The sequence below is a fragment of the Pseudomonadota bacterium genome (assembly GCA_030860485.1).
Taxonomy (GTDB): domain Bacteria; phylum Pseudomonadota; class Gammaproteobacteria; order JACCXJ01; family JACCXJ01; genus JACCXJ01.
In genome coordinates this window covers 1-11,955 of the sequence record JALZID010000166.1, presented here as the reverse complement: position 1 = coordinate 11,955, position 11,955 = coordinate 1, and the positions used below count along the sequence as shown (strand labels likewise).

The 11,955-nt window shown below is 64.7% G+C and carries 12 protein-coding genes; 9 read left to right on the top strand and 3 right to left on the bottom strand.

The window, feature by feature from the left end; translation table 11 throughout:
- Window positions 1-1,124: 1,124 nt before the first annotated feature.
- From M3461_09190 to M3461_09155, 8 genes are all read left to right on the top strand, one after another.
- A complete protein-coding gene (locus M3461_09190) occupies window positions 1,125-1,874 on the top strand; it encodes a DUF4926 domain-containing protein (GenBank protein MDQ3774514.1) in 750 nt (249 codons plus the stop codon).
- A gap of 137 nt (window positions 1,875-2,011) precedes the next feature.
- Window positions 2,012-2,281, top strand: a complete 270-nt coding sequence (locus tag M3461_09185) for a BrnT family toxin (protein MDQ3774513.1) — start codon at window positions 2,012-2,014, stop codon at window positions 2,279-2,281.
- Entirely contained in the window at window positions 2,271-2,477 is a 207-nt protein-coding gene (locus tag M3461_09180; GenBank protein MDQ3774512.1) for a hypothetical protein, read from the top strand. The genes M3461_09185 and M3461_09180 overlap by 11 nt, the downstream gene beginning before the upstream one ends.
- A gap of 206 nt (window positions 2,478-2,683) precedes the next feature.
- Window positions 2,684-2,842, top strand: coding sequence for a DUF4926 domain-containing protein (locus M3461_09175; GenBank protein MDQ3774511.1), 159 nt, complete (start codon window positions 2,684-2,686; stop codon window positions 2,840-2,842).
- Window positions 2,843-3,214: 372 nt separating this feature from the next.
- Window positions 3,215-4,066, top strand: a complete 852-nt coding sequence (locus tag M3461_09170) for a hypothetical protein (protein MDQ3774510.1) — start codon at window positions 3,215-3,217, stop codon at window positions 4,064-4,066.
- Between the two features lie 157 nt (window positions 4,067-4,223).
- Complete coding sequence (locus M3461_09165; protein ID MDQ3774509.1) at window positions 4,224-5,042, top strand: SDR family NAD(P)-dependent oxidoreductase; 819 nt, start codon at window positions 4,224-4,226, stop codon at window positions 5,040-5,042.
- 232 nt (window positions 5,043-5,274) lie between these two features.
- Window positions 5,275-6,777, top strand: a complete 1,503-nt coding sequence (dacB, locus tag M3461_09160) for a D-alanyl-D-alanine carboxypeptidase/D-alanyl-D-alanine-endopeptidase (protein ID MDQ3774508.1) — start codon at window positions 5,275-5,277, stop codon at window positions 6,775-6,777.
- A 64-nt stretch (window positions 6,778-6,841) separates the two neighbouring features.
- The gene (locus M3461_09155; GenBank protein MDQ3774507.1) at window positions 6,842-7,405 is read left to right on the top strand and encodes a hypothetical protein; all 564 of its coding nucleotides are present in this window, start codon (window positions 6,842-6,844) and stop codon (window positions 7,403-7,405) included.
- 240 nt (window positions 7,406-7,645) lie between these two features.
- On the opposite strand, the gene M3461_09150 is transcribed toward M3461_09155, so the two are convergent.
- Entirely contained in the window at window positions 7,646-8,839 is a 1,194-nt protein-coding gene (locus M3461_09150; GenBank protein MDQ3774506.1) for a PQQ-dependent sugar dehydrogenase, read from the bottom strand.
- 246 nt (window positions 8,840-9,085) lie between these two features.
- Here M3461_09150 and M3461_09145 point away from each other — a divergent pair, with 246 nt between their 5' ends.
- Entirely contained in the window at window positions 9,086-10,402 is a 1,317-nt protein-coding gene (locus M3461_09145; protein MDQ3774505.1) for a serine/threonine-protein kinase, read from the top strand.
- 472 nt (window positions 10,403-10,874) lie between these two features.
- On the opposite strand, the gene M3461_09140 is transcribed toward M3461_09145, so the two are convergent.
- Window positions 10,875-11,735, bottom strand: coding sequence for an acyltransferase (locus M3461_09140; protein MDQ3774504.1), 861 nt, complete (start codon window positions 11,733-11,735; stop codon window positions 10,875-10,877).
- A partial coding sequence (locus M3461_09135) for a hypothetical protein (GenBank protein ID MDQ3774503.1) occupies window positions 11,725-11,955 on the bottom strand: 231 nt, incomplete at its 5' end. The genes M3461_09135 and M3461_09140, both read right to left, overlap by 11 nt.

Below are 11,955 nucleotides of genomic sequence, written 5' to 3'. Positions count from 1 at the left end.
CGGAGGCCTACTGGGCGTTTCATAAGGCCCAAGAGCAAGAGCGTAACCACCGCTCACGGATGGCAAGTCACCTCTTCAAAGAGGCGGCCTGACGGGCCGAAGCGTCGTTCTAAAAGAGCCGCACCCGTTTCGTAAACTTCAAGCTGGCAAACGAGAGCGTGAACACCAGCGTACATAGGGCAGCGGCGAAACAGAGGACGTGATGGATAAGCGTTGGACGGAAACGCAGATTCCACAGGCGAACGTAGTAGTTAGCCGCCACCCAGCAGCCTCCAGCAAGTGCCAGGGCGGCCCCCAACGTAATGCCGAATTCGTGGCGCTGACTCGCGAAATACCCAGGGCAATCGATAAGCGCAAGTGCGTCTGTGTAAAGACCCACGGGTAATCCTCCCAACGCGGTCCTGTTCTAAGCTATCTAGATTGCAGCACCCGTGCTTTTGATGGCGGCTCAACTCTTGCGGGAAAGAGCGCGAATCACACGCGCTCCTCGCGGACGAAGCTGGAGAAAGCTCGGCCCTCGGTGAGCCGGCGACCCGGGCTTGTATCCGCGACGCCAGGTGTCCCCCAGAGAAATCCCCGGCCAATGCCGGGCGGACTCGCCAGCAACGGGACAGGACAACAATCCGCTCGCACAGGTGGCACCCCTCTCTGGCCTGCATGCTGGACTGCCTTTCTTCTTCCGATATCCCAGTACCATACAAGACATTAGGCAAGACATTAGGCCTTGTTTCTAGTGAAGGTCTTGGGCCGAGCGTGTCCACAAGCGGTGATCATAGCTTGGCCTCGGGAGGGGGCACGACAGCCATCCCGAACGGTTGCCCGAAAGGCCCCTTTTTCGGTACCCTGCTGCCCTGTCTCCACCGATCACCAGGACCCGGACCATGGGCGCCACCATACACTACACCCGCCCGGACGGCAGGCCCTGCCAGGACGCCAAATTTGTTTCGCGAACGATGCGGTTCCCTTCGTCCATCGCATCCTGCGCGGGCGGGAACCAAGCATCGCCATCCTGCGAGGCTCCGCAGGCATGGTCTACCCGGGCCCAACCAAGGAACCCCCATTACAGAACCACATTGATTTCTTATCCTTTGCCGCTTAGGATCTCGTTCCGAGGCTTCGCTGGCATGGTGCAGGGGCGCTACCGGGTGACGAGCGTGCTCGGGAAGGGGAGGTTCCCGGCCACCTACCTGGTCACCGACGACCGGCTCCAGGGCAAGCGCCGGGCGCTCAAGGAGCTTCCCCGGGACCTCTACGACGAGCACACCGCTTCGAGGTCGATGGGATCGTGTACCTGGTGCTCGAGTTCGGGGGCACGCAGAGTCTCGAGGGCGAGCGCAAGGCCAGCGGCGGCACCATCGCGGCAGGGCGGCTGGTGCCGTGGATGCACCAACTGCGAGGTCCTCGCCTATCTCCACGGCCGGACGCCGCCCATCGTGCACCGTGATCTGAAGCCCGAGAACATCCTGCTCGACGAGGACGACCGGATCATGTTGATCGGCTTCGGGATCGCCAAGGAGTCGGCGGATCTGGCGGTGACGAGGCAGCGTAACGGGTCCAGCCGACCGGAGCGCAGAGATCGTGACGGGCTGGATTATTCTGAAGGGCGAAAGCATACCGCGGTTCATTACGGCCTACCCGCGAGATTGAAGATGAAGGTACTCGATACGGTGGTGTTGGAAAAAGACCTGCCGAGCCAGGGGCTACGGCGAGGCGATGTGGGAGCCGTGATGGAGGTTTACGTACCGGATGGGGTGGAAGTCGAGTTTGTGACCGGTTCGGGTCGAACTCAGGCTTTGGTTACCCTAAAGGCGGCTGAAGTTCGCCTGATCACCGATACCGATATTCTTGCGGTACGTTCGTTGCGAGCGGCCTGAGCGCTGGCTAGCAATGCGCACGACACAGATGCTGCCCAGAAGCGCCGTGGCGGTTCCCTGGTGGATCTGCTGAGATTCGCATCCGCTTATACCAGCCTACGGAACCGGGCACGGAGGCGGGGTAGGATAATGCGCGCATGCAGATTGACTGGGACCCAGAAAAGGCGCAGCGTAACGAAACGAAGCACGGGGTCTCTTTTCTCGAAGCCTGCACGGTGTTCGATGACGATCACGCCTCCACCGTTGTTGATCCAGACCATTCCGAGGGCGAGGTGAGGTATCTCACCTTTGGGATATCAAGTTCCGGCCGGGCTTTGGTGGTGGCAAACACCGAGCGAGGTGATAGTATCCGGATGATATCTGCGCGTCCCATGACGCCCCGAGAGAGAAGAGCTTATGAGCGATGACGACACCGATGATCTGCGGCCGGAGTATCCGGCCGACCTGATCCGCTCGGGCGTACGCGGCAAGTACGCAAGGCGGTTCCGAGAGGATTCTAATATAGTTCTGATTGACCCCGACCTGGCTAAGGTCTTTCCAAACGCCAAGGCCGTTAACGATGCTCTACGCCAGTTCCTCGCTGAACACCCGGTCAGGGCGTAGCTTGGCGTGAGGAACGAGCCCCAAGGTCTTGGCGGCTGGGTCATGCTGTGGTCACTTCGTCACTCCCAACCTACGAGTCCTGAAAGGCGAAAGCATACCGGTTCATTACGGCCTATCCGGGAGATAGAAGATGAAGCCAGGGGGTACTACTTGACACGGTGGTGTTGGAAAAAGACGTTCCAAGCCAGAGGCTACGGCGAGGCGACGTGGGAGCCCTGGTAGAACTATATGAACCGGATGGGTTGGAAGTCGAGTTTGTGACCGGAGCGGGTCGAACTCAGGCTCTGGTCACGCTAAAGGCGGCTGAGGTTCGCCTCGTTAGCGATACCGATATACTTGCAGTACGCTCGTTGCGGGCGGCATGAGTTGTGGCTAACGGAAGTTTGGCGAAGGTCTGGCGTCGGAGCAAAACTGCTTGCGCCACTGACAAAGAGACCGGTCGTGCGAGCCGCGGTGCAAAATGTCCGTCTCCCAATCGATCTCATCGACAAGGACTACCCCAGGCATACGAACTTGCGAGCCGATGTAGTGCCCTGCTTGAGAGCGCGGGAAGGACTCCGTGGTGTGGCATGAGAGCCGCTATCCACTTCACCCGCCCATCGGCAGACCCCGCCAGGGCTGTTACACTTCTCCCCAGGCCCGCGACCCCTCGCCGGTGTCCTCGTCCAGTCCGCGGAGGTGGCGTGGCAGCGGACAGCGGCGTTCTTGGCCGAGCGCCTCTGTTGACCGGAGCGCGGGTGGCTCATTTGGCCTCGTGGGGCGCGCAGTGGCTGCACGACTTCCGCTGCGTACTGTGGGGCAGCCGCCGCGACCTCGCCAGCGCCGGGATCGTCGTCTTCTGCATCAGCCTCGGCCTGTATCTCGATGGCGATGCGAGCCCCTTGGGTCGGGATATCCTAGGCCAGTACTTCCTCGGCGCCTGCGCCTGGGGCTTTCTCGTGGCGCTCTTGTCGCGGGAGCCCACCCCCATTCGGCTGCAGGTCGCGATCGCTATGCTGGCGGCCACGACCTGCGAGTACACCTTCGCGCCGCTGTATCACATCTACACCTATCGCTTCGACAACGTCCCGGCCTATGTCCCGCCGGGGCACGGCATGGTCTACCTCACGGCGGTGGTCCTGGCGCGCTCGCCGCTGTTCGAACGCTATGGCGCCTCGATCACCCGGGTCGCGCTCCTCATCGGCGCGGCCTGGTCTCTGTGGGGTGTGACCTTCGCCGAGCGCCTGGACGCCGGCGGTGCGGCGCTCTTCTGCGTCTTCTTTGCGTTCGTGCTGCTGGGCCGCTCGCCGCTCGTGTACGTCGGCGCCTTCTTCGTGACCAGCTATCTGGAGTTGGTGGGCACCTACTGGGGCACCTGGGCGTGGGCCCTGAACTGGCCGTCTTGGGGCGGGCTTCCGCAGGCCAATCCCCCGAGCGGGATCGCCGCCGGTTATTGTTTCCTCGACATGCTGGCCCTGTTCTTCGCACCTCATTTGATGCGTTTCGTCGAATGGCTGCGGGGTCTCGCGTCCGGCCCGGCCATGCTCCCCGTACCCGGGACACAAGAGGCCGATCGCCACCGATCCGCAGAGCCACACCGGCCGGTCTAGCCGACCGGCTCCCCGGCCGGCCCCCGCACTCGGGACCGGCCCCCGTATTGCAGCGCATCAATCGCGGGTTACAATGCCCGTTACGATGCACAGCGCCGCGCCCGACGGGCGTGCTTCCCCGAGCGCGGCGGACGACCACCTCATTGCGGAGAGACCCATGGACATACAAGGCAAAGTAGCGCTCGTGACGGGCGGCGCCAGCGGCATCGGCAACGCTGTGGCGCGCGAACTGGCAAGGCGTGGCGCGAAGGCGGTGGCGCTGGTCGATCAGAGCGATCGGGTCGCCGAGATCGCCGCACAGCTAGACCAGGAGGCGGGCCGGAAGGTCGGCCACCCGTTCCTCGGGAATGCCATCGACGAAGAGTTCCGTCGCCGGGTCTATGAGGAGATCGCGGAGACATTGGGCCTCGTGAACATCTGCGTACCGGCGGCCGGGATCACCCGCGACGCCCTGGCGGTGCGGATCAACAAGGAAACGGGCCGCGCGGAAATCTATCCCCTCGACACCTTCCGCCTGGTGACCGAGGTCGATCTGATCGCCCCGGTGTACTGGTCGCTCGAGATGGTGGCGCGACATGCGGAATCCCGCCACCGGCTCGGGCTCAAGCGCTGGAACGCCAACGAGGGCATGCAGGGCGTGATCATCTTCATCGGCTCGATCTCTTCCCAGGGCAACAAGGGGCAGATCGCCTACGCCTGCTCCAAGGCGGGCCTGGAGGGCGCCGCGGCCACGCTCATGAAAGAGGCCATCTTCCACGGCGTGCGCTGCGGGGTGATCCACCCGGGGTTCACCGATACGCCCATGGTGCGGGCACTCGGCGAAGACTATATCCAGAAGTACATCCTTCCCGAGACCCAGCTCGGCCGCCTCATCCGGCCCGAGGAGATCGCCGACGCCATCTGCTTCATGGTGCAGAACTCGGCGGTGAGCGGGGAACTATGGGCCGACGCCGGCTGGCATCCGTCCCCCGCCTGAGCTCAACCCGATGGCGACCCCGGCCCTGGGCCGGGGGCTAGCGGCTCGATCCCGCGACCACTCGATCCCGTCCACTTTCGGATGGGCGCGCAGAGCCTGTTCCCCTCGGCATCGACCCCGGCTATGATGGCGCGCGGCCATGGCCTACCCTCGAGGGCGCCGGCCAGAACCAGAAGTCTTCGGGGTCCAAGCACGCATGCCCAACGTCCTGTCGCCGGGCTCGGAGCGATCCATGCGCCCATCGTACTTCCGCCCTGCACAGTCCGTGTCACCACGGGTCGTCCTGCTGCTGGCCACGCTGCTGGGTGCGATCGCCCTCCCCACCTACGCTCGTCCCGGCGCCAAGCTTCCGGCTCCGGTCCTTCAGGCCTTCAAGCGGGCGCGCATCCCTCTGACCCATGTCGGGGTCCTGGTGCAGGAGACGGGGAATAGCGAACCGTTGATCGCCTGGCAGGCCGACCGGCCCATGAACCCCGCCTCCACCATGAAGCTCGTGACCACCTTCGCCGGTCTCGAGGCCCTCGGTCCGACCTACACCTGGAAGACCGAGGTCTACCGCACCGGGGTCCAGCGCGGGGACGTGCTGCAGGGCGACCTCATCATCAAGGGCTATGGCGATCCCAAGCTGAGCCTGGAGCGTTTCTGGCTGTTGTTACGGGGTCTGAGGCAAGGGGGGATCCGGGAGATCCGCGGCGATCTGGTCCTGGACCACGGCTATTTCGCCGTCGAGGACCGCTTTCCGGTCAGCTTCGATGGCGCGCCTTTCCGCCTCTACAACACCATCCCCACGGCGCTCCTGCTCAACTCCAAATCCATCCAGGTGCAGGTCCTGCCCAAGGGCAAGGGATTGGTGCAGGTCGTGACCGATCCCAGGCCCGTCCAAATCGAGGTCCTGAACCAGCTGACCCCCACCCGCGGACCCTGCCGGATGCGCAACTCCAAGTTCGGGGTACGGTTCCACAGCGATGCCGCGAGCGCCCGCATCACGGCCAGCGGTGCCTATCCGCTGGCCTGCGGGAAGGCGGTATACGAGGCCTCGCTCCTGAGCCACGCCCAATACGTCTACGGCGTGTTCCGGCAGCTATGGGGCGAGCTGGGCGGCCAGCTCCAGGGCGGTCTGCGCGAAGGCCGGGTGCCACACGGGGCCGAGCGCCTGGCTTTGTCCGAATCGCCCACCGTGGTCGAGGTAGTCCGGGACATCAACAAGGACAGCAACAACGTGATGGCCCGCCAGCTCTTCCTGACCTTAGGGGCCGAGATCCGGGGCCCGCCGGCAAGCCCGTCCAAGGCCTTCGATGGCATCCAGGGGTGGTTCTACAAACGCGGCGTCGATACCGAGGGCCTGGTGATGGAGAACGGCTCGGGCTTGTCGCGCATCGAGCAGATAGCGACCAGCGCGCTCGGCCACATGCTGCTATACGCCTACGCGAGCCCCGTGATGCCGGAGTTCATCGCCTCGCTGCCGCTGGTCGGGGTGGACGGCACGATGCGCAAGCGCCTGCGGCATACGCCCTTGAAGGGCAGGGCGCACATCAAGACCGGCAGCCTGCGGGGCGTCAAGGCCATTGCCGGCTATGTCCTGAACCGATTCGGGCGCATGACCGTGGTCGTATGCATCATCAACCACCCCAATGCCGCGGCCGGAACGGTGGCCCAGGACGCGCTCCTGCGCTTCGCGTACGACGGTGCCGACCCCGGTCCCTCACCGGTCGTCGTGTACAGCGCGCGGCCCTAGCGGTCGTCTATTTCGAGACCCGGCGGCCTGGCTCCTGAATGGGGAATGGGGAATGGTGAATGGCGTGCCTCCCTCGACGCCGAGCCCCGCGGCCTGGCTACTGATCCTGGCATGCCTCAACCTGGCCGCCTGCGCCAGGGATCCGGAGGTCACCGCCATGGTCCCGGAGCCCCCGGAATCATTGCCCACAGGCAGCGACAAGACCGTCGCCATCATCCGTGCCCAAGGGGGTGAGGACACCAACCTCTTCATTGAGCCGAGCCTCGGTGACGCCGGTTTTCGTAAAGCCCTCCATCTCGCCCTGGAGGGCGCGGGCCTATTTCGGGCGGCGTTGGTCGACCAGAACGCCGATTACCTCCTGTACCCCGAGGTGATCACCCAGGAGCTGATCCCGGGGCTCAAGATGACCGCGGTGCTCCACGCCCGCTATCGCCTGATCGAGGCCTGGTCGCAGAAGAAACTCTGGGAGGACCGCATCCTGACGGTCTACGACGCGGACCTCGGCGAGGGGCTCTACGGGCTCACCCGCGCGCGGGCGGCGCTCGAAGGGGCGGTGCGGAAAAACCTCAAGAAGCTCGTGAAGCGACTCGCGAAGCGAGTCGAAGCATTATCGGACAGGCGCGAGTGAAGCCCGGTCCCCCGTCTCGACGACGGGGAAGAAGGTTCGGTGTGACGGCGACTGCCTCTTCCTGCCTCTCGCACCGGCAAGAGGTGCGAGAGGCAGGAACGAAGCTCCTCGGGCGCTTTAAAAGCAAGCCTCAGGGGCCACCGGCAAACGAGCGTCGATCCACGGACGCGGGTAACAACCGGCAGTATGCGAACGTGACCCGCGTCCGGGGTCTTGCCGGTGCACGCACCGGCAAACCGCTCACGGACCGCCGAAGCTGATGCGGTAGATGCTGCCGGTGAAATCGTCCGAGATATAGATCGCCCCGTCTGGTCCCTCGGCCACGTCACTCGGGCGGCCAATGACATCCTCGTCTACCTCGAAACCGGTCGCGAACTTACGCTCGCTGATCCTGCCATCGTCGGTAAAGTGCAGCGACACGACCTCGTAGCCCTGTTTCTCCGTGCGGTTCCACGATCCGTGTAGCGCGACGAGCGCCGCGCCCCGATAGTCCGCCGGCAATCCCCTGCCACGCAGGAAGATCATTCCGGTCGGGGAGCTGTGCGCCGCAAAGCGATGGACCGGGGTCAGACTGCCGGCGATGCGATCAACATTTGGCGGGTCGAAATCGGGGTCCGGGACCCGGTCGCCATAGGCGTAGGGCCAGCCGTAAAAACCGCCGCGCTCGATGCCGTTGAGCTCGTCGGGCGGGACATCGTCACCCAGGAGATCGCGACCGATGTCGGCGCCATAGAGGACGCCACCCGCCGGCCCGCCGGCGCCCGACCACCAATCGAAGGCCACCGTATTGCGCAGGCCGGTGGCGTAGATCTCGGCGCCGCTACCATCCGCCCGGAAACGGAGCATCGCCGCCCGCCACGGGTGGTCCTCGATACAGACATTGCAACTCGAGCCCACCGTCACGTACATGAGCCCATCGGGACCGAAGCGCACGCTGCGAGACCAGTGATTGCCGCCCGCCGGTAGGTCCCGAACGACGCGCCGATACTCGCCGACGGTCTGGCCGCTTCGAGCATCGAAGCGGGCGTGGCCGACGGCGTCGGTCTCGGCGACGTAGAGCGTGTCCTCGAAGACCTCGATACCGTGCGGGCGCCTGAGCCCGCCGAGCAACTCGCGACGACCGTCGGGCCGTCCATCCCCGTTGCGGTCCCGTTCGAGGAGCACGATGCTGCCCGCTTCGGGCAGACTCGCGAGCAGGTCCCCCGCCTCGGTAAAGCGCAGCACGCGAACCCCCGGCAGATCCGACGCATAGACCGCGATGGAAAAGCCCGGGGGGAGCTTGATCCGCTCGCGCAACTCGGCCTGCGCCGGCGTATCTTGACGCAGGAACGCCATGTTCACTGTGCAGCGCTCGGGGAGCAGGAACAGGAAACCCAGGAGCAGCACGCCCAGAGACACGAGCATCGGTTTGACACCGGCCAGCCCCGCCTTCATATCCGGGGGCAGCTTCGACGGCTCAGCGTTCGTGAAAAAACCTGCTGCGCGCCCGGCTGATCGTTGGATCCGGAATGGAGTGGGGAACGGCTTCCGGAGCGCGATAGCAGCGCTGCGTGGCCAGCGCCCCTTCCGCGTATTATCATTCCCCAAGTACCCCCCGTATCATCGGCCAATTATGGTCCGGCCGCGCACAGGCGTCTACCAATCGTGACGCGAGCCCGGTGACCGGGAGTGACTACCCCGATGAGCAAGACCCCACGGAGCCCACCGACCGAGCATCCGAGACTCGGCAAATACGAGGTCCTGCGTGAGGTCGGCCGCAGCACCACGGCCATCGTCTATGAGGGCCACGACCCCTACATCGATCGGCCGGTCGCCCTCAAGATGGCCCTCAAACGCCTCCCCACCAGCCGCGATCTGGCCGAGCGGTTTCGCCGTCGGTTTTTCCGCGAGGCGCAGACCGCAGGAGGCTTGCGGCACCCGAACATCGTGCAGGTCTTCGATGCGGGCGTGCACGGTGATCGCTGTTACATCGTCATGGAATACGTGAGCCACGGCGCTACCCTCCAGCCCTACGCGCAAGCGGATCAGCTCCTGCCCGTCGAGCGGGTCGTCGAGGCCGCCTTCCAATCGGCACGTGCGCTGGAGTATGCCCACCGCCAAGGGGTGATCCACCGCGACATCAAGCCTTCGAACATCCTGCTCGCGGAGGACGGTGAGGCCAAGATCGGCGATTTCGGCATCGCCCGCCTGGAGCGCGGCGCCGGATCGGGCACCGCGGCTATGCAGTTCGCGGGCTCCCCCGGTTATATGTCGCCCGAGCAGGTGCAGGACGATCCGATCACCCATCAGACCGATCTCTTCTCGCTCGGCGTCGTCATGTACGAATGCCTGACGGGACGCCACCCGTTTTACGACGGGTGCTTCTCGGAACTCGTGTACCGCATCGTCAACGAAGACGCACCGCCCATGGCGCAGCATCGTTCGGATGTCCCGGAGGTCCTCGAACGGGTAGTCCGCCGCGCCATGGAGAAGGACCCGCGCCGGCGCTACAAGACCGGACTGGACCTCGCCTCCGATCTGGCCGGTGCGTTCGGCCACCTGGGCAGCCCGCAGGACGAGGTCGGCCTGCACGAGCGCTTCAACGAGGCCCGATCCCTGGGCTTCTTCCACGAGTTCACCGATGACCAGATGTGGGAGATCATCCGCGCCAGCCTGTGGCAGGAATTCGCTTCCGGTGAGGGGATCTTCGTCGAGGGCGAGATCGATAATTCGTTCTACGTGGTCATCACCGGTATGGTGCGCGTGGAGCGCGGCGGGCGCGTGGTGGGCGCGCTCGGCCCCGGCGATTGCTTCGGTGAGATGGGCTATTTCAGCAGGGCCAAACGCACGGCCTCGATCATCGCCGCCGCGCATGTGTCCTTACTCAAGATCAGCGCCACGGTCCTGGAGCAGACCTCCAAGGACTGCCAGCTGTGTTTCATCAAGGTCTTCCTGCGGCAGTTGATCCGGCGGCTGTCGCTCACGCCCGATCTCACGGTCAGCCAGAACGGGGCTTAGCTAGACTAGCGCGCATGCCCCTCGGCCTCGGCGGGGGCCGGCGCGGCGGTGCGCTCGAACAGGAACAAGACCCCACCGACGAGCGAAAGCAGGAGGTTCTTGGCGCGCAGGAGCAGCGCGACCGCGAGCCCCTGGTCCATCGGCACACCCGCCTGCACCAGATAACACGCTGAACGCCCACTCCCAGACCCCCAGCCCGTTCACGCTCAACGGCACGGACGAGACCAAGAGGACGATGGGGGTGAGTACCACGGCATCGTAGAGGTCCAAGGGAACCGCGAGCACCAGGCACGCCACATAGACATTGACCGCCGCCAGGAAATGGAAGGTAAACGAATAGAGCATCGCCCACCAGGACCGGCTTATCCTTGAAATAGCTCACGTGGTCGTGGAACTGCATGAGCTTGGCGCGGCGAGGAGCGCCATGCCCAGCGCGAGCCTGCCCAGGAAAAACAGCCGTTGTCGGGTCGATTTATTCACGATCTACTCCTAGCACGATGTACTCCTCGACAAGCACCGGCATCGGGTCACTCGGCCCGCCGCAATCTAATCTAATCGCGGGATCGGGGGACTCTACTTCGGCCTGCACAGGCTCTGCCCGTCGGGTCCGAAGCAATCGCGCCGGGACCCCGGCCACGATGGCATAGTCCGGGACATCCTTGTTCACGACGGCATTGGTCGCAACGATGGCATCTCGGCCGATGGTGACCCCGTCCATGATGACGGCGCGTGCCCCTATCCAGGCCCCGTAGCCCACCTTGATGCCGCCCTTCAGGTCCTGACCTTGGTGCGAGATCGGGATATCCAGCCGATCGTGGTGATAGCTGGCGCCGCCCAGATAGGCATAGGGTCCGATCATGACCTCGTCGGCAAGCTCAAGGACGTTACCGCCGACGGCGCTCAGGCTCGCATTGAGCCCGATGCCGACGTTGTTGCCGATGACGATATCGCCGTCCTTGCAGCGCAGGGTCGCGCGATCGCCCAATATCACGTTGTCGCCTAGGCGTATGCCGCGATTGGAATCGCCGCGCGCATCCAGCAAACAGCCATCGGCCACGACCACATGATCGCCGACCGCCACCTTACAGGGATGTCGCAGGGTGACACCGGCGCCGAAGAACACCCCATGCCCGGCCCTCATCAAGAGACGCCGATAGAGCTTCTGCCTGAGCCACAGGCCCAAGGCACCGGGCGCCAGGCTGCCGATGGCCACGATCAGCTCGTGCTTGAGCGTATAGCCGAGGCGGGTCGATCCGACGATCAACCGTTGATAGCGCCTGAGCGCCGACTGCGACTCGTCGGTGATCTGGCTGTGCATCTTTTCACGTGCCACGAGATCTCCACCGCATCCGCCTATGGGCGTTTCGCCGGAGTCTTGCGTTCGGGCCGGCCCGCAACTCGGCGGTCTCGATCCGCCTGCAGGGCCGCGTCCGAACCTGCCGCTCGATGCTGTACACCGCCGCCACCGTCGCCATGCGCTTGCGATTGCGCTTCTCCCCGGGGGAGAGGCGGGCCTTGAGCTTGTGACTCTCCCGCTCCGCCGCTCGCTTCGT

Coding starts and splice junctions, on each gene's coding strand:
- M3461_09145 (MDQ3774505.1), top strand. CDS start 9,086: ATGAGCAAGACCCCACGGAGCCCACCGACCGAGCATCCGAGACTCGGC.
- dacB (MDQ3774508.1), top strand. CDS start 5,275: ATGCGCCCATCGTACTTCCGCCCTGCACAGTCCGTGTCACCACGGGTC.
- M3461_09165 (MDQ3774509.1), top strand. CDS start 4,224: ATGGACATACAAGGCAAAGTAGCGCTCGTGACGGGCGGCGCCAGCGGC.
- M3461_09185 (MDQ3774513.1), top strand. CDS start 2,012: ATGCAGATTGACTGGGACCCAGAAAAGGCGCAGCGTAACGAAACGAAG.
- M3461_09150 (MDQ3774506.1), bottom strand. CDS start 8,839: ATGAAGGCGGGGCTGGCCGGTGTCAAACCGATGCTCGTGTCTCTGGGC.
- M3461_09180 (MDQ3774512.1), top strand. CDS start 2,271: ATGAGCGATGACGACACCGATGATCTGCGGCCGGAGTATCCGGCCGAC.
- M3461_09190 (MDQ3774514.1), top strand. CDS start 1,125: ATGGTGCAGGGGCGCTACCGGGTGACGAGCGTGCTCGGGAAGGGGAGG.